Raw genomic sequence first — 19,170 nt, 5'->3', positions numbered from 1 at the left:
GTGAGGAAAGAGAATGGTCGGCGGTAGGTTCACGAAAGATCGCGGTCTTTCGTTCACTGGGGTGCGACCCGTTGCTGAACGCCGGATGCGGGCGCGGGCATGACTGTAAAACCCAGGACACGTGTCGGCCGCCCGCCCAAGGAGGACGCGGCGGAAACCTCCAACCGCATCATCGACACCGCGGCCCAGCTTTTCGCGGCGCAGGGCTTCGCCGGCACCTCGATCGAACAGGTTGCCTCGGCCTGCAGCGCCGGCAAAGACACCATCTATCGGCGGTTCCCGTCGAAGATCGCCCTGTTCGAGGCGGTGGTCGAACGCATGCGCGGGCGCACGCTGGAACGGCTGGAGATGGAGATCGACGCCGCCGGCGGGGATGGTGACGCGTTGGCCCGCCTGCGCCGCATCGCCCGCTGGTGCCTGACGGTCAACCTGGATCCGGAAAGGATCGCATTCAACCGGATCGCGCTCAGTGAGGCCGTCGTCTTCGGCGAGGGCCGGCACGACCAGTGGGAAAGCGATCCCATCACCGACCGGCTGGTCGCCCTGGTCTCCGAAGCCCAGGCGGGCGGCACCTTGGGCAAAGGCACGCCACAGGTGCTGGTCGCGCACCTGTTGCACTCCATCGTGTTCGGGCCGTCCAACGACGCCATGATGGGCCGCACCACCTATGCCGCCACCGATGCCCAGGACACCTATTTCGACCAGGCCTGGACGCTGTTCCTGCACGGCGCCGGACGCTGAAGGCGCCCCCCGGATAAGCCCCGGGGGGGCCCGTTCGCGGGTCCTATTTCCCCTGACCTTCCGGCGGCGGGAAGAAGCCGGCGTCGATGAAATACCGGACATAGCGGTCCAGCACGGCATCGGTCACCGGCATCGGCGCGATGCCGGTGCCGCTCAGCGCCGCCATGATCCCGTCCTGGCCCAGGGCCGATTCCGCCTCCGTGCCATCGTACTTGTCGATATGGCCGGCCAGCAGCAGGGCCGGCGTCAGGGAATCGTCGCCGTCCCTGGCCCGGGCCTCCGCCGTGCGCGTCAGGTGCCGGCGCCAGGCGTCGAACGGCAGCGTCTCCAGGGCATATCCCGCCCCGCGCGCCGCCGCCACGATGGCGCCGATGCTGGTCTGCGTGCGGTTGGAGATGTGATAGGCCGCACCCGGATTGCCGTGTTCGATCAGGGCCACCAGCGCCCGCGCCACATAGTCGACCGGCGCCAGGGTCAGCCGTTCGGAACGCAACTCGGGGGCGGCCCCCAGGATCAGCATGGACCGGATGAAATGCCAGAAGCCGACGCCGGTGGCGCAGGCGCCGGTGAGACTGTGCCCGGAAACGCGCCCCGGGCGGTGGACGGTGACCGGCAGGCCCTTTTCCGCCGCCGCGAACATCAGTTCCTCCGCCACCCATTTGCTCTGGACGTAGCCCGTCGGCTCGACCTCTTCAGCCGGCAGGCGGGTTTCCTCGGCGATCACCGCCGGGTTGGCCCCGCGCCGCGCCACCACCGAGGCGGTGGAGACGAAGTGGACGGGGGTGAGGCGGCCGCCCGTCGTGGCCAGCCGCAGGATCTCCCGCGCACTCGTGACATTGGTGGCGGCCAGGCGCGAATAGGGGTCGAACTCGTTGGTGGCGCCGCCGTTGTGCAGGATCACGTCGATCTGGCCGGCCAGATCCGCGAACGCCCCGTCCGTCAGGCCGAAGCGGGGCAGCGCCAGGTCGCCCGGCACGCCGCGCAGCCGTGGCTCGAAGGTGTCCTGCCATATGCCATAGGTGGTGAGTGCCGCCCGTATCCGTTTCAGGACCGCTGCCGGATCCTTCGCCCGGACCAGGCAGTGGATGGTGGCCGGCGTGTGGCTCAGCAACTCGGCCAAGGCATGGGCACCGAGGAAGCCGGCGGCGCCAGTCAGCAGGACGGCGCCCAGGCTGGCGAGCCTTGGCCGGGATGGTGCGGTCGCGGGCCGGGTTATCGTGATGTCCGGCGGCAGCACGGCGTCGGCCAGCATCAAGGCGACGTCGCGGTCATCATTGCCGGCTGCTTCAGGTGCCGCCGCCTGAAGGGTCGCCGCCAGGGCGGCCGGCGTGGGGTGGTCGTAGATCCGCCGCACGCCGATGTCCGGGTGGACGGTGTCCCGCAGCCTGGCCACCAGGCGCACCGTCAGCAGGGAATGGCCGCCCAGATCGAAGAAATCATCAAACCGGCCGACCGAAGGACGCTCCAGCACGGCGGCGAAGGCGTCGCAGATGGCGCGTTCGGTCGGGGTCAGCGGCGGTGCCGACCTGGTGTCGTCGGCCGCCGGAATGGGCAGGGCCGCCGCATCCAGCTTGCCATTGATGTTGCGGGGCAGGTCATCGACGGTGACGATGGCCGCCGGCACCATGTAGGACGGCAGGCGCGACCGCAGCTGGTCCCGCAGCGTCTCGGCATCTGGCGCCGTCGGGTCGCACACCACATAGGCGACCAGGCGCAGGGCGCCGTCCTGCCCCGGCCGGCCCAGCACCGCCGCCCGCCTCACGCCGGCAATCGCGACCAGGGCGTTCTCCACCTCGGCGGGTTCGATGCGATATCCCCGGATCTTCAGCTGGTTGTCCGACCGGCCCAGGTAGTCGATGTTGCCGTCGGGCCGCCAGCGGGCCAGGTCGCCGGTGCGGTACAGCCGGGCGCCGTTGGGATTGAAGGGGTTGGCGATGAAGCGTTCCGCTGTCAGGGCGGCGCGGCCGACATACCCCCGGGCCAGGCCGACGCCGCCCAAATAAAGCTCACCGGTGACGCCGACGGGCGACGGCAGCAGCCCGGGCCCCAGGATCAGGGCGTCGGTGTTGGAAATGGGCCGGCCGACCGTGGGGGCCGCACTGTCCGCCAGATCGGCGCCCAGGGCGTTGATGGTGTATTCCGTGGGCCCATAGAGGTTGTAGGCGTCCAGGCCCGGCGCCTCCCGCAGGCGGGTCCACAGCGCCTCACCCACCGCCTCGCCCCCCAGCGAGACGAAGACGACGCCGGTGCCCGGCCGCCCGTTGGGGCGATCGCGGTCCAGCAGCCCATGTTCGACCAGGTATTCGCCGTAGGTGGGGGTGACGTCGAAGGCGTCGATCTGCTCGCGGTCGAACATCGGCAGCAACCGGTCCGGGTCGCGCCGCAGATCATCGTCGATCACATGCACCTCATGGCCGGCCAGCAGCCACAGCAGCTGTTCCCATGAGGCGTCGAAGGCGAACGAGGTGGTGTGCGCGATCCTGATGCGGCGGCCTTGCTGGGCCGCCAGGACGGGCGCGAAGATGGCCTTCTGGTGATTGACGAACATGTTGGTCAGCCCGAGATAGGGCACCGCGACACCCTTGGGCTCCCCGGTCGAGCCGGAGGTGAAGATGATGTAGGCAAGGTGGTCCAGGCCGGCCGGGCGTTCGGTGCGTGGCGGTGTCGTCGGGTGGGCCGCCAGCGCGCGCCGGGCATCGTTGCCGTCCAGGATGACCACGCGCGGGTCGGTCCGGTATTCGGGCGGCAGCTGGTCGGCCAGCGACCGGGCGGTCAGGATGACCGTGGGCTGGGCCCGGTCCAGCATGGCGCCGATCCGGCCGGCCGGCGTGGCCGTGTCGATGGGGACATAGGCGGCGTGGGCGGCGAACACTGCGAACATCGCCACGATCATCAATTCCGACCGGGGCAGCAGCAGCGCCACCCGGTGTTCGGGCTGCACACCGCAGGCCTGCAGCATATGGGCCAGCCGGTGGGCCGCCGATGACAGCTCATGATAGGTCAGGCGGGTCTCGCCGGCCACGATGGCGGTGGCGTCCGGGGTACGCGCCACCTGCTGCACCAGCAGGTCGGCGACGGACAGGGTGCCGATCTCCAGCGCCTCCCCCGATATCGACGGGGGTAGCAGGGGGTTGTCCCCCGGCAGCGCGTCCAGCGTCAGCAGTGGCAGGTCGGGGGACTGGACGAAGGCTTCGAACAGGCGGATGTAGGCCTGGATCAGGGCTTCGGCCTGGTCCGCCGTCACCACGTCGTTGCGGAACATCAGCCGCAGGCCGATGGCGCCGTCGGTGGGTGTGACCGCCATGCTGAGCGGATAGTGGGTGGCGTCGCGGACGTGCGCGTCGCCGATCCGGATTTCGGTCTGGTCGGGCAGGTCCAGGACCGGCAGATTCTGCACCGCGAACAGCGTGTCGAACAGGGGGCTGTGCCCGGCGATCTGTTGCAGGCGCGCCAGGTTGACGTTGGAATGCCCCAGCGAGACCGCCTTCTGCTGATGCAGGGCGCGCAAGGCCGCGCGGACCGACTGGTCCCCGCTGGCCTGCACCCGCGCCGGCATGGTGTTGAACAACAGGCCGATGATCTCACCCACATCCGCGATGTCCGCTGGCCGGCCGGAGACGACGTTGCCGAACACCACGTCCGGCGTGCCGCTCATCCGGATCAGCAGCGCGCCCCAGGCCAGTTCCAGCACCGTGCTCAAGGTGGTGGCGGCGGATCGCGCCAGTGCTGCCAGGGCGGCGGTCAGGTCGGGGCCGACGCTGGCCGTCCGTTCCTCGCTGCGGTCGGCGCTGGCCTCCAGGCTGCGCGCCGCCGGGTACAGCAGGGTGGGCTGGACGCCGGCCAGCACGTCGCGCCACACCGCTTCCGCATCCGCCACCTTCTGGTCGGTCAGCCAGCTCAGGTAGCGGCGGAACGGCGGCGGGGCGGAAACGGCGGCGGCATCGCCGTACAGCCGGATGACCAGGCGGAACAGCAGGCGGATCGACCAGCCGTCCAGCAGGATGTGGTGCGTGGTCAGCAGCAGCCGGTAATGATCCCCGGCCGGCAGGCGGACCAGGGCGAAGCGGATCAGGGGCGGGCGCGCCGCGTCGAATGGCGCCCGGTATTCCTCGTCCGCGATGCGGGCGGCGTCATGCGCGTCGGCTGCGCTTTCCGACCGCCAGGGGATGTCGATGCCGGCGGGGATCACCTGGACCATGGTCCCGCCGATCTCGGCGAAGCCGGCGGTGATGGATGGCGCCAGCTCGGTGGCCCGGCGCACCGCCCGGTGCAGCCGGTCGGCGTCGATTTCCCCCATCAGGTCCAGCGATGTCTGGGAGATGTAGACCTCCGCCGCACCGTCCGATGTGCCGACGGCGTGGAAACGCAGGCCTTCCTGCAGCGGCGACAGGGGTAGCACCTCGCGCAGGGGGCCGAACGCCTCTTCCAGGCGGCGGTGGTCCCAGCGGGACAAGGCCAGGCCCAAATCGTCCTGGGCCTGTTCGCCGCCGGCAGGTGCCGTACCGGCCGCCACGGCGTCGGTGAGCTGGGCGAAGATGGCGGTCCACGCCGTGACCTGGTCCTGGATTTCGCCGACGGCGCGCGGCGCGTGGATAGTCAGGGTCGCCCGATGTCCATGGGGCTCCACCCGGATGGCCCAATGTTCCCCGTCCTGTTCGGAAAGGCGGGCGGGGGGCAGGGTGTCCCGCTCATCCCCCGGATCGGTCACGGTGAGGCTGAGCGTCACGTCCGGCACCGGCGCTTCATCGAATGTCCCGGCGACCTGCGGACTGACGTCCCGGGCCAACAGGTAAGAGATGGCGCGGTCACCCGTGATGCCGTCCATGTTCCAGGCGGCAAGGATGTCGCGTGCCGCCGTCAGCAGCGCGTCCGCCCCGGTGGCGGTTTCACTTGGAGGGGAGACCAGCAGGGGGAAGGTCCGCCGGCACCGGCCGACGACGGTATCGGCGCCGCCGGTGCGGGAACGGTCCCGGTCCGGCTCGTCGATCTGGATGAGGAAGGGGGCGGTGGAACCGCGCCGGACGTTCAGCATCGCCGCCACGGCGGCGGTGCGCAGGGCCACCGGGTCGGGCCACGCGCCCAAGGATGGTAGCGCCACCTTGCCTACCACGGTATGGAACGTGTCGGTGGGAAGGGCGTGTGTGCGATCCTCCGCCGCTTCCAGCATGTCCAGCCAGGCTTCGGCGTGGTCAGCTATCTCGGGTCGGGCCGCCAGGGCGGCGGTGCGGTCCAGCCAGGCGGCATAACTGCCCGAGGTGGGGGGCGGTGCCGCCCCACCGTTGGCCCGTACGGCTGTGAGGTCTGCCAGCAGGGCACCCCATGACTCATCGTCGATCCAGACGCCCGGCGCCCGCAGTTCCAGGATGCGCGGCGTGCCATGGGCGGCCTCTCCGCCGTCATTCCGCACCCAGGCCATGAACCGGTCGGCGTCGCCGGTGGCCGGCGGCGCATCGCGCAGGACCGGCGCGTCCCACAGGTCGGCGGCGGTCGCCAGATCCCACCGCCGGGTCAGCGGATCGCGGCGCAGGCGCAGGGCGTCGTGCCGTTCCAGCAATCCTGCCAGGGCGGCGGCGATGTCGGCGTCGGTGGCGTCCGTCGCCAGCCGGATGGCGCGGGCGGTGGCACGTGGGGCGGATGCCGCCAGAATCCCCGCCAGATCCGCCGCCGCATCGTCCAGACGCCCGTGCCCGAATTCCGCCAGCTGGGACAGGCGCAGCGCCGGGTGGTGCACGCCCTGGCCCAGCATGCCGATCACCAGTTCAAACAACTGCCGGGCGGTGGCCTCATCGAACAGGTCGCAGGCGTACAGCAGGGAAACGCCGATCCGGCCCTCGCCCCCCTCATCATGGATGACGAAGGTCAGGTCGAACTTGGCCTGGGTCTGCCGGGGTTCCTCAAGGATGATGGGGGTGCCGCCGAGGTCCAGGGCGGGCCAGGGGCGGGTGGCCGTGACCATGACGCCGAACAGCGGGTTGCGGGCGGCGGCGCGGGGTGGGTTGATATGCTCCACCACATTGTCGAACGGCACGTCGCGATGGTCCAGGGCGGAAAGGCCGCTGTCGTGCACGCGGCGCAGCAGGTCGGCGAAGGTCGGGTCGCCGGTCAGGTCGGTGCGCACCACCACCGTGTTGCTGAAGAAGCCGATGACCTGGTCCAGGGTCGCGTTCTGGCGCAGATCGACCGGCGTGCCGAGCGGGATGTCCAGTCCGGCGCCGACACGGGCGAGGGCCACGGCGACAGCGGATTGCAGCGCCACCAGCGGGGTACCGCCCTGGGCCTTGACCGTGCGGCGCAGGGCGGCCGACAGGCCGGTCCCCAGCCATTGCCGGATTTGCTGGCCCGCGAAGCTGGGGTTGGCCGGACGGGGACGGTCGAACGGCAGCGACAGTTCCACCGGCAGGTCGGCCAGCCGTTCCCCCCAGAAGCGCAACTGCCGGGCGTGCAGGCTTGCCGCATCCCCAGGTTCACCCAGGCGCCGGCCCTCCCACAGGGCGTAGTCCGTGTACCGGATGTCGGGTGCCGGCGGCAGATCGCCTTGACCATAGGCGCGCGTCAGATCCGTCAGCACGGTGCCGAAGGACCCGCCGTCGCCGGCGATGTGCGGCAGGACCAGGATGACGGCGACGACCGTGTCGCCATCGCGGACGAACATGGCGCGCAGGGGGGCATCGGTCTCCAGGTTGAACGGTTCATCCCGCGCTTGGCGTGCCAGGTCGTCCAGCCGGTCGGCAAGTGCTGCCGTCCCCGGTCCCAGGTCGATGTCGGTGATGCGCGGGGGCAGATGGGGCTCCACCACCTGTTCCGGGGTGCCGCCCGTCCCGGGGCGATAGCGGGTGCGCAGGATCTCGTGCCGGCGCACCACCTGCTCAAGGGCGGCGGTCAGGGCGTCGGCGGACAGGGGGGCAGTGCTGTCCGCCGGCCGCAGCAGCAGGCAGAAATTATAGGCGGCTGAACCCTCGGCCAACTGGGCAAGGTACCACATGCGGCGCTGCGCCGACGACAGGGGTGCCGGCCCCTCGTGCTGTTCGTGCCGGGGATGGTCGGTCGCCGGCGACTGTTCGGAAGAACGCAGGCCGGCGCTGGCCAGCCTCTGCTGCAACAGCTGCTGCTTGCGGTTCGAGAGGGTCATCTGTCTGCTCCAGCGCTGTAAAAATCGGGTTCGGCGATGGCGGGATCGCCGGGGGATTGGTCATCCGGGGCGTTGCCCCGGCCGGACGGCAGGTGGTGGATCTCCGCGCCCCGCGCCCGTTCATGGGCCAGGGCCGCCGCGTGCCGGGCGGTCCATATCTCGCCGGGCCGCGCCAGCGGCACGCCGGGTGGGTAGGGGATGATGTAGCCGCGGCTGCGGCTGCCGATGGCCGGTTCCAGGTGCGCGGCGCGGATCGGTCGGGCGTCGGCACGGGTGGGGCCGGCGCCGGCCGCCAGGTCCCGCAGGCCGTTCAGCAGGGCATCCACGTCGGCGGCGGTGACGCCCAAATGCACACGCACGATCAAGCGGTCGCCGGCGATCTTCACCAGCACATTGTGTTCGGCGAACAGCCAGTCCCGCAGGGCGCGGGCCCCCTGGCCGACGTGCAGGCGCAGGACCAGCGGATCGGTGTCGTGGAACGGGTCCTGCGGGTCTGGGGCAAGCAGGGCCGTCGTCGCCGGGTCCCGGCGCAGGGCCGCTTCCAGACCGGCGCGCAGCTTGACGGCACGCGCGAACGCCGTGGCGCCGTACCGCTGGGCATGCTGCCGGGCCAGGTCCAGCGAGGCCAGGATGGGCCAGGATGGCGAGGTGGTGTGGATGCGGTAGGTCGCCTGCCGCACCCGCGCGACATCGTCCGGCGACCCCAGCACGTGCAGGTATGAACCCTGGCGCAGGGCCGCCATGGTCTTGTGGGCCGATTGGGTGACCAGCACGGGCGCCTGCCGCTCCAGGCCGGAACAGACCGCGAGCGCGGTCGATCCAGCCGTTTGCGGCGCGAAGGCATGCAGCGCCGACCAGGCCTCATCGACCACCAGCGCCGTGGCGGGGGATGCGGCGGCCAGCAGGGGCAGCGCCTGGTCCAGGCGAAGGCGCCGGCCATCATACCCGGTGGCCGACAGCACCAGGGCGTCGAAAGGCCGGCCCTGGACGGCATGGTCGGCCAGCAGCCGGGCGGTGGCGGCGACGTCGATGCAGGCGTCGTCTTCCCGGCCGGTGCCGGGCGTGGGTGTCACCGCCATCTCCTCCGCCGCGAACAGCAGCGATTGATGGGCGGTGCAATCCATCAGGATCCGCGCGCCCGGATGGCGCAATGAGGCCAGCGCGATGCGGTTGCTGGTGGTGGTGCCGCTGGTGCCGAAGAAGGTCGCGTCGGCGCCGAAGGCGTCCGCCGCCAGTTGCTGGGCCGCCGCCAGCGGCCCGTCCGGCGCGAAGAAGGAATCCACCGTTCCGCCCGCCCAGCTGCCGTCGATCAGCGGCAGGTTCGTGCCCAGCAGGGTGCGGTACGCCCGCGCGAATTCGGCGGGGACCGCGTCCAGGATGCCGGCCCAGGGCACGGCGTGGAAATTGTGGCACCGCCCCTTGCCGCTCAGCAGCGCCAGATGCGTGGCGAGGGGGGCGTCATCCACCCACAGCTCATCCATGGGCACGCTCCCGGCCTGAAAGGGCTTCTGCCCAGGTGGCCGCCAGCGCTTCGGCGACGCCGGGCTCATGGGCCGCGACTTCCAGCACCGTCCGGCCGCCCAGCCGCTGCCAGGACGCGACGATGTGGTAAAGGCGATCCGCGCCCCGGGCGATGCCACCGGCCTGCCAGGGCTCTGGCGCCACGGTGCGGCGGATGAGGATGCCAGGCCCCCCGGCCACCGGCCGGCGGTTGGACAGGTAGGCGGTGTAGGCGGCGGCGTCGCCGATGATCATTTCCCTGCCCGTCTGGCTGATGACCGGAACGGCGACAAGCGGCCCGACAAGCTCGGGATCGACCTCGACATCGGCCACGGCGGCCTCCCGCCCGGACAGGGTGCGGACGGCGCGCAGCAGTGTGCCGGCGAGGATTGATGCGTCGGTGGTGTCGGTCACCGCGCGGGCGCGGGCATGCGGGCTCGCCGGCGGCGGGTCATCGGGGCCGACCCACCAAGGGCTTTCCGGCCCGGCGCCCAGGACCGCGTCCCAATGCGCGGGTGGCGTGGCCGCCGCTTGTCCAGCCGGTTGGGGTGGCGGCGGGTCCTGCGTTTGCCCATCGATCTCTCCCGCGATCCTGGCCAGCGACAGGCCGTCGATCACGGTGGGGTGTGCCGCCAGCAAGGCCGCGTCGGCCGTGACCAGGGCTACGATCACGCGGCCCGCCGCGATGTCGATGGCCTGGGCCGCGATCTCCAGCGCCCGGCCGGCATCGGCGTTTCCAATCTCGATCACCATGGCGTCGCCATTGGTGGCCGGCGCCTGGGTGGCGCGCCACAGCCGGCCGCGCGTGCTGATCGCCTGGCGCAGGGGGGCATGCCGGGCAATGGTTTCCGTCAGCGCGCGCCGCAGCCGGTCCGTATCGACCGGCCCGCGCAGCGCCTCCCAGGAGACGAAGTCCTGCACGGGCAGGCCGGATAGGCGGAAGCGATGCGTCTGCGGTGGCAGCGTCAGGGCGACCGCCTTTTCTTCCCGGGGTGGAGGCAGTTGCCGCACCAGTTGCGCGATGGTGGGGTATTGGAAGACGGCTGCCGCGGGGAAGCTCATGCCGGCCGCATGGGCGCGGGCCGCGAAGGACACGGCCAGCAGCGAATCCCCACCCAACGCGAAGAAGTCGTCGTCCATGCCCACGGACGGGCGCCCCAGCACTGCGCACAGGATGCCGGCCAAGGCCGCCTCGCGGTCATTTTGCGGCGGTTTGGGTGGGGGCGGCGTATCCGTGGCGGGTGCACGGGGTGTCGCCGGGCGGCGCAGCAGGGCCTGCCTATCGATCTTGCCGCCGTTCAACCGGGGTAAGTGCGGCAGGACCACCACCTCGGCGGGGACCAGCGGGCCCGGTAGGGTGCGCGCCAGCTGCTGGCGCAGTTGGGGGCCGTCATCCGGTCCCAGCCCGTCGCCGGCCACATAGGCCACCAGTTCCGTGGTGGTGCCGACGGCGCGGGGCAGCACGGCGGCCTCCCGCACGTTGGGCAGGGCGTGCAGGGCCTCCACAGCTTCCGCCGGTTCCACCCGATGGCCGCGCACATTCACCTGATCGTCGCTGCGGCCGGCCAGTTCCAGGCGCCCGTCGTCACGCCAGCGCGCCAGGTCGCCGGTGCGGTAGAGCCGGCCCCCGGCTTCGAACGGGCTGGCGACGAACCGGGCCGCGGTCAGGGCCGGCTGTGCCAGGTAGCCACGGGCCAACTGCGGCCCACCGACATAGATTTCGCCCAGCACGCCGGGCGGCACCGGCACCAGGTCGGGGCCCAGCACATGGCAGAATGAACCGGGCAGTGGGGTGCCGATGGGGACGATGCCGTTTTGGGCGTCCCCGGCGCTCACCGGCCCGGCGGCGACATCGCCGGTGGTCTCCGTGCAGCCATAGGAGTTGTAGAGGGGCACGCCCGGGGCCGTGTCATGGATGGCGCCGGCCGTGCCGGGGAACAGCGGCTCGCCGGTGGACAGCACGCGGTCCCGGCCGCTGATGACACCGGGGGCGGCGATGGCCACCGCCTGGATCAACCCCGGCACCGCCATGACATGGCCGATGCTGTGGGTTTCCAGCAGCCGGGCCAGGGCGGCGGCGTCGCGCGCCTCCTCATCCGTCGCCAGCACCAGGACTTCGCCGGTGGTGATGGCCCTCGCAAAGCTCCGCCACCGCGTCGATGGCGGTGGGCGCGCTTTTGGCCAGGCGGGCGCCGCCCGTCCCGCCGGGCCAATGGGCCGCGACCCACGATGTGCGGGCCGCCAATGAACCATGGGTGGTCACCACGCCCTTAGGGCCCCCGGTGGAGCCGGAGGTGAAGCCGATGTGGGCGGCCTCCAGGGCGTGGGGCTGGTGGCCGGGATCGATTGCGACCGGCCCCGCCTGGTGGGCGACAAGGCAAGGCACGCCGCCCAGGTCCAGGGCGGCGTCACCGATCACCAACCGCGCATCCGCCTGGGAAAGCAGATCAATCAGACGCGGCTTGGGATGATGGGGGTCGAGGGGAAGATAGACCGCCCCGCATTTCCAGATGGCCAGCAGGGCTGTAAGGGTGGACGGCCCCCGGGCAAGCGCTACGGCGACGATGTCCTGCGCCCGCATGCCCCGTTCAATCAGTCGCGCCGCCAGCCGGTTGGCACCCTGGTCGATCTCGCCATAACTGAAGCGCCGGCCGCCGTGCACCAGGGCCGTGCGGTCCGGCGTGGCGGCGGCCCGGCGGCGCCAATGGCCCAGAACGGAGGCGGCGGGCCGGTCGGTGGCGACACCGGCCGACAGCCGGGCGAGATGGTCGCGCTGGCCGGCGGGCAACTGGCTGGCGGTGGAGCAGGGCTGGTCCGGGTCGGCCGTCGCCGCCAGCAGGATTGCCTCCAGATGTTCCAGCATGAGGTTCACGGTCGCCGGGGCGAACAGTTCGCTGCGGTATGTGGCCTCCACCCGCAGCAGATCCCCGTTCATGAAACCCTGGAAGGTGAGGGCGAAGGGGGCGGCGCCGTTGGGCACGTTGTCCCACCGCACGTCCACGCCGGGCAGGTCGGGCCCCCCGATCTCACGGTCCAGGAACAGGCAGAGCGTGTCGGTGAAAAAGCCGTGGCCCGGCTCCCGCGCGGGCGCCAGGTCAGCCACGACCCGCTCAAAGGCGATGTCGGCGTTGCCCAGCGTGCCGGTGATGGTGTGGGCGGCGCGCGCCACCAACTGGCGGACCGTGGGATCGCCGGACGTGTCCAGGCGCAGCAGGGCCGTGTTGCCGAAGTTGCCGATCAGTTCGCGGGTACCCGGCTGATGGCGGTTGGCGACCATGGTGCCCACGGTGATGTCGGTCTCGCCGGTCCAACGGCGCAGCAGCAGGCCATAGGCGGCGCAGAACACGACGAAGGGCGTGGTGCGCAGGGCAGCGGCGGCCGCGCGCAGGCTTTTGGCGCCAGATGCCGGCAATGTGCGGTCCAGGCGTTCCGCCCGCTCCCCCACCTCGGGGCCGAAGGGCCGCAGGGACGGCAGGGGCAGCGCCGGGGGCGGGGGCGTCAGGGTGCGGCGCCAATGGTCCAGCTGCCCGTCCAGGTCGGTGGACGCCGCCGCCTCATGCTGCGCCTCGTGCGCGGCGATGTCGGCGTACTGGATGGCCAGCGGTGTGGCGCCATCGCCGCGATAGGCCAGGCCCAGATCGTGGCTGAACACCCCGAAACAGCCGCCGTCCCAGACGATGTGGTGCACGGTCAGCACCAGCGACCATTGGCGGGCGCCCACCCGCACCAGGTGGAACCGTATGGAGCCGGACGTGGCGATGTCGAACGGCTGCGCGGCGGCGTCGCGCGCCACCTGGGCCGGGTCGGCGCTTTCGACGATGCGCACCGGTGGCGGCAGGTGGCGGTGGATGCGCTGGTGGGGGCGGCCGTCGGCACCCGCCGGATATGTCGTGCGCAACACCTCATGCCGGTTCACGATTTCGGCCAGCGCGGCCCGCAGCCGGTCCTCGTCAAGATCGCCGGCCAGGTCGATGCGGATGCACACGTTGTAGGCGGCGCTGGCCGGATACAGCTGCTGGTGCAGCCACATGCGATGCTGCGGCGCCGACAGTGGTGCCGTGTCCGGGTCGGGACGCGGGGGGATGCCGGCGCGCGCCGGGCCGGTTTGGCCCAGCCGGCGCCGCAGGAGTTCAAGGCGTGCGTTCATGGCGTCACCAGACCTCCCGCGCCGCGTCGTGGATGGTCCGGTCCAGACGGGCGAGAAGTTCGTTGATGGTTTTGATGTCAAACGCGTTGCGGGCGTAGGTCGCCTCGACGTCGATCACCGCCTCCGCACCCCGGCCGCGCACGAATACCTCGATCCCCAGGGGAACCAGGGGGAACTGCGTCGCCCCGTTGTGCAGGCGCCGCCAGCGCGTCCGGGCGCCGGGCAGGCGCGGGCCGTCGGTTCCGCCGGGGATGAAGATGACCAGGGAATCGAACAGCGTGGGCGGGGCCCCCACGTCCTGCCCACCCAACGCGTCCGTGATATCCTCAAAGGGCAGGTCACGGTGGGCGAGGGCGGCGTCGAATTCCCGGGCCGTCGCGGCGACCAAGGCCGTGGATTCCGGCGCCACGCCGACGGGCAGGCGAAGCACGATGTGATTGGCCAGGTTGCCGATCAGCCCGTCGGCACCCGGCTGGTCGCGGGTCAGCACGGTGGTCCCCACCGTTACCTCGGCCACGCCCTCCCGTCCCAGGACCGCCGCCCAGCAGGCGAGGAAGGCCACGAACGGCGTCACCTTGTTCCGGGCCGCCAGTTGGGCCAGGGCCGCGGCGGCAGTCAGCCGGTAATCGACGCGGCCGGCCGATTCCGAGACGGCGGCCTTCCCGGCGCTTGAAAGGGTGTGCGGCGGGCGGGGGGCCGCCAGCCGTCCCGTCCAATAGGCCAGGTGGCCGTCGCGGATGCGGGCGTGCTGGTCACGCTGCCATTCCGCCAGGTCGGCGTACTGGATGGGCAGGTCGGGCAGGGCCACCGACGGCTGCGCGTAGGCCTGTTCCAATTCCTTCGACAGCACGTCGAAGGTGGCGCCGTCCCACAGGATGTGGTGCACGATGATCGCCGCCATGACCTGGTCGGCCTGCGTGCGGAACACCAGCAGCCGCAGCGGCGCGTCGCTCTCCAGGTTGAAGGGCGCGCACAGCGCGGATTGGGCTGCCGCGACGGCGTCATCGGCGCTGGCCCGCGTGACGGTGCAGGGGAACGGCAGGGTGGGGTGGATGCGTTGGAAGGAATCGTCGTCCGGCCCGGTGTGATAGGTGGTGCGCAGGATCTCGTGGTGCTGGACCACGCGGGTCATCGCCGCCACCAGGGCGTTCTCATCCACTTCGCCCGTGAAGGTCAGAAGCAGGCCCAAATTGTTGCTGACGCTGCCGGGATGGGCGCGCTCATACCGCCAGGTGTGCGCTTGCGCGAAGGACAGGCGGGCCCGCTCGGGGGTGCCGCGACGCGGCACCCCCTGGACGTCCGTCGTCCCGCGCAGTCCCGCCGACGCCAGGCGTTCCCGCAGCAGTGCGCGTCGATCCGCGATCACGCCACGGCCTCTTGCCGCAGGACCGGCGCCTCGCCCAGCTGGGCGGCCACGTCCTCATCCGACATGGCGCGGATTTCCAGGATGATGGCCGCCACCTCGTCCAGCCGGCCGGGGTCGTCATCCCGGCGCAGTTGCTCCGCCAGCTCGGCGATGGTGGGGGACCGGAACAGGGCGCGCAGCGTGATCGCGTGGGTGTCCAATTCCTCCTGCAGGCGCGCCACCACGCGGGCGGCCAGCAGGGAATCGCCGCCCAGGGCGATGAACTCCTCATTCACGCCGACCTGCTCCAGGCCCAGCACCTCGGCCCAGACCCCGGCGATGACGCGTTCCAGGTCGGTGCGCGGGGCCACGCCGCCGGCCGGCTCGGCCTGCGCCAGGGAGGCCTGGCGCAGGATTTCGGCCTCGATCACGCCGGCGGCGTCGCGCGGCAGTTCGTTCAGGACGATGACCCGCGTGGGCAGGAGATGGGCCGGAATCCGCCGGGCGAGATAGGCGCGGAACGCCTTGCCGGCGGTTTCCTCACCCGTGGGCGCCGCGAAGACCACCGCGGCCACCAGGCCGTCCCCCTGGGTGTCCGTGATGCGGACGACCGCCGCGTCGCGGATTTGGGGGGCGGATCGCACCGCCTCTTCCACCTCGGCGGGGAATACCGGGACGCCGTTGACCTCCACCCGGTCATGGTCCCGGCCCAGCACGGTCACCCGGCCATCGCCGTCGGCCCGTGCCCAACGGATGGCGCCCGGCTGGTCGCCCAGCACGTCCTCGCCCATGACCCGCAGGCGGCCGGGGACGTGGGCGGGGCGGCTTTGTTCGAACGGATCGACGACGCGGACCAGATGGCCCTCATGGGTGCGACGCGGATTCTGGTCGGAAAGCGCCAGGGGCTGGTTCCAGGTTTCCGGCTGGTCGATCAGGCGCTGCAGCGCCGTCTGGAACACGGCAAACATGGCATCGACCACGCCGGGCACCAGGGCTTCCTCCCGCGTGTCCCAGTTGACCAGCAGGCCGCCGTCGAATTCGGTGACCTGGGCGTCCAGCAGGACCTGCGGCCCTTGCGAGACCACCCACACCGGCCGGCCGATGATTTCCGTGACGGCCGGCGCGAACAGCTCACCCAAACCCAGGGCGCTGGTGAACACGACGGGCGCCAGCACGGTCTCGCCCCGCTGCCGGCTGAGATCGCGCAGCACGTCCAGCCCAGTGTGGGCGGCGTGCGCGGCATCTGCGTGCATCCGCTGCTGCAAGGCCCGCACCCGGTCGACGAAGGCCAGCGACTGCCGGAGATCCACCTCCAGCATGACCGAGCTGGAGAAATCGCCGACGACGCGGTCGATGTCGGGATGGTTCGCCGGCCGGTCGAACATGGGGACGTTCAGCAGGAAATGGTCGGTGGCGCTCCAATGGCCGACCACTTCGGCCAGGACCGTCGCCACCGCCATGGCCACCGTGACACCCTTCCGGCGGGCGATGTCGGTCAGCATGTGCTTGCGTTCCGGGGACAGCCACACGTGGCGGCGGGCGACCGCCGGCTGGGGGAATTCCTCGGTGGCCTGGACCAGTTCGGGCAGGATGGGCGCGCCCGGCAGGGTGGCCAGCCTGTCCCGCCATGCTTCCGCCGCCGGTCGGGCGCGATCCGCCTTGCCGGTCTCGGTGGTCGCGAGGTGTTGGCGGTAGGTCAGGCCCAGCGGCGGCAAGCCCTTCGCGGGTGCGATGTACAGCGCCACCAGGTCGGCCAGCAGCAGGCGATAGCTGACGGCGTCCGCGGCGATCATGTCGACATCGACATGCAGCCGGGTGGCGCCGTCGGGCAGCAGGCTGAGGGCGACCGCAAAGACCTGTCCCTCCTCCACATCCAGCATCTGGTGGGAAAAGGCGGCCCGTACCTTCGCCAGATGGCTCCACACCTCGGCGGCGGAACGGTCCTGCAGGTCGTGCACGGCCAGCGGCGGCGCCAGGGTCGCCAACACCTCTTGCCGGCCATCCGGCGTGACGCGCGTCCGCAGCGTCTCATGCCGCTTGATCAGGCGCTCCAGGGCGGATCGCAGGGCGTTTGGGTCGATGGCCGGGCCGCCGCCGGTGGAGGGCCGGTCAAACTCGGCATACAGGTGTGCGGCCACGCCGCCCAGCCTCTGCCCCGGGCTGCGCCCGACCCAGTAGGCGTGCTGCATGATCCCCAGTGGCGCCGATCCGCTGTCGGCCGGGGCGGCGGCGGGCGTTTCCGTCACGGCGGGGGTGCCACCGCCGGGGCCGGCCCGTTCCCGATCCACCAGCGCGGTCCAGGCGGTCAGCGTGGGATCCTGCGCCAGTTCGGCGAAACTGACCTGGATGCCGTCGCGGCGCCAGCGGTTGACCAGGCGCAGCAGCCCGATGGAATCCAGGCCCGCTTCGAACAGGTTTTCCGTGTCGGCCAGTGCCGCGGGATCCTCGGCCAGGATGTCGGCGACGACGGTGCGCACCCACTGGCGGTTGTTGGCGCTCATTGGCGGACTTCCTCTCGTGATTGCTCGGGGCGGTTGGCCAGGCGGCGGCGGATCAGTTCCCCGCGCAGATCGGCCTTGGGGTTCTTCCGGGGCGGCGGGGGGACGAGCGCCCCTCGGTCGAGCTTCCGGTTCGGGGTCAGGGGCAGTGCCGGCAGGGACACGATGTGGCTGGGGATCAGATGCGCGGGCAGGGTCTGGGCCAGATGGATCCGCAAGCCGCGCTCATCGATCTCACCGCCGACCGTGACGACATAGGCGGCCAGGCATTCATCCCCGGCCACGCCGTCCGGATCGGGCTTCACCGCGACGGCGCTGGCCGTCACACCCTCATAGGCGTCCAGGGCCGCCTCGACCTCGCCCGGCTCGATCCGGAAGCCGCGCAGGGACAGTTGCGTGTCGGCGCGGCCGATGAAGGCCAGCCCGTCGCCGGTCCGTTGCACCAGGTCGCCGGTCCGGTACAGCCGGTCGCCATCACCGTCCGGGTCGGCGACGAAGCGCGTGGCGGTCAGCCCCGGCCGGCCGAGATAGCCCCGGGCGAGCTGGATGCCCCCCAGGTAGAGCTCACCCACCTGGCCATTTGCGACCGGTCGCAGGCCGGCGTCGAACACATGGTCGCGGAAACCGGGCAGGGGCCGGCCGATGGGGCTTTCGGCGGCCGCTTGGTTGGCGCCCGGCCGCACGTCGAACGCCGTGACGTGCACCGTCGTTTCTGTGATGCCGTACATGTTCACCATGCGCGGGCGACGTGGCCGGCGGGCGAACCAGCTGTTCAGCCGCGCCGGGTCCAGCGCCTCGCCACCGAAGATCACCAGCCGCAGGGCATCCAGGGACCTGGCCCGTTCCGCGTCGGCACGGTCCAGCGATGCGAACGAGGACGGCGTCTGGTTCAGCACCGTGACCCGCTCGGCCGCCAGCAGGTCCAGCAGGTCGTGGGGCGACCATGTGGCCTCCGCCGGGACGACCACCGTCCTGCCGCCGGTCAGCAGCGGCGCCCAGATCTCCCAGACCGAGAAATCGAAGGCGTAGGAATGGAACACCGTCCAGACGTCGTCGGCGCCCAGGTCGAACAGGGGCACGGTGACATCCAGAAGCCCCAGGAAGCTCTGGTGGGGGACGACCACGCCTTTGGGCAGCCCTGTGGAGCCCGACGTGTAGATGACGTAGGCGGCGTGATCGGGCCCCAGGGGGGAAAGCCGGTCGCGGTCGCCGATGGCGGACGTGTCTTCGCCTTCGCCCTCATCGGGCGCGAACTCCAGCCGGGGCAGCCCGATGTCCGGGATCCGCACGCCCGGCGCGGTGATGATGCCCACCGGCCGCGCGTCGGTCATCAGGTACTCAAGGCGCGCCGCCGGATAGGCGGGGTCAAGCGGCAGGTAGGCGGCACCGGATTTCAGCACGGCCAGAAGGGCCACCACCAGGTCGGCGGATCGCGGCAGGGCGACGCCGACGATGCGGCCGGGGCCGGCACCGGCCGCGATCAACTGTCGCGCCAACCGATTGGCGCGCATCTCCAATTCGGCGTAGCTCAGCGTTCGGTCGCCGGCGGTCACGGCGATGGCATCCGGCGTGCGCGCCGCGACGGCCGTGACTCTGTCTGGAATGGTGTTCACAGCGATCTCCCGGGTGACGGCGGTCTTTCGGAGGCCCCGAAGTCGGGACCAGGCCGGCCCTCGCTTCCGCAGGAAAGGCCGCAAAACCGCCGAAGTTTGATTGGATTGCTTGGGAATACCTTGGGGGCTTGGGTGGGGCGATTAGGCCGGTTGGCACCCGCGCTTCAAGGTGCAACAGCCAATCCGCGGCTATAATT

8 protein-coding genes are annotated in these 19,170 nt (G+C 71.3%); 1 reads left to right on the top strand and 7 read right to left on the bottom strand.

Annotated features, from left to right (window positions below; genetic code table 11):
- Positions 1-99: 99 nt before the first annotated feature.
- Entirely contained in the window at positions 100-741 is a 642-nt protein-coding gene (locus PW843_00305) for a TetR/AcrR family transcriptional regulator (GenBank protein ID MDE1145047.1), read from the top strand.
- 43 nt (positions 742-784) lie between these two features.
- On the opposite strand, the gene PW843_00300 is transcribed toward PW843_00305, so the two are convergent.
- From PW843_00300 to PW843_00270, 7 genes are read right to left on the bottom strand one after another with little or no spacing between them, the layout of a single operon-like run.
- Positions 785-7,870 (bottom strand): amino acid adenylation domain-containing protein, encoded by a 7,086-nt coding sequence (locus PW843_00300; GenBank protein MDE1145046.1) that lies wholly within the window; start codon positions 7,868-7,870, stop codon positions 785-787.
- Complete coding sequence (locus PW843_00295) at positions 7,867-9,351, bottom strand: hypothetical protein (protein ID MDE1145045.1); 1,485 nt, start codon at positions 9,349-9,351, stop codon at positions 7,867-7,869. The genes PW843_00300 and PW843_00295 overlap by 4 nt, the downstream gene beginning before the upstream one ends.
- Positions 9,344-11,479 (bottom strand): AMP-binding protein, encoded by a 2,136-nt coding sequence (locus PW843_00290; protein MDE1145044.1) that lies wholly within the window; start codon positions 11,477-11,479, stop codon positions 9,344-9,346. Before PW843_00290 ends, PW843_00295 begins: the two co-directional genes overlap by 8 nt.
- Positions 11,463-13,517, bottom strand: a complete 2,055-nt coding sequence (locus PW843_00285) for a condensation domain-containing protein (GenBank protein MDE1145043.1) — start codon at positions 13,515-13,517, stop codon at positions 11,463-11,465. The genes PW843_00290 and PW843_00285 overlap by 17 nt, the downstream gene beginning before the upstream one ends.
- A 4-nt stretch (positions 13,518-13,521) precedes the next feature.
- Complete coding sequence (locus PW843_00280) at positions 13,522-14,883, bottom strand: condensation domain-containing protein (GenBank protein ID MDE1145042.1); 1,362 nt, start codon at positions 14,881-14,883, stop codon at positions 13,522-13,524.
- A complete protein-coding gene (locus PW843_00275) occupies positions 14,880-17,363 on the bottom strand; it encodes a condensation domain-containing protein (GenBank protein ID MDE1145041.1) in 2,484 nt (827 codons plus the stop codon). The genes PW843_00280 and PW843_00275 overlap by 4 nt, the downstream gene beginning before the upstream one ends.
- Positions 17,360-18,973, bottom strand: coding sequence for an amino acid adenylation domain-containing protein (locus PW843_00270; protein MDE1145040.1), 1,614 nt, complete (start codon positions 18,971-18,973; stop codon positions 17,360-17,362). Before PW843_00270 ends, PW843_00275 begins: the two co-directional genes overlap by 4 nt.
- Positions 18,974-19,170 lie beyond the last annotated feature (197 nt).

This window comes from Azospirillaceae bacterium, assembly GCA_028283825.1.
Classification (GTDB): Bacteria; Pseudomonadota; Alphaproteobacteria; order Azospirillales; family Azospirillaceae; genus Nitrospirillum.
Note: the sequence above shows the minus strand (reverse complement) of the source record. Positions and strands in the feature narration are given on the sequence as shown.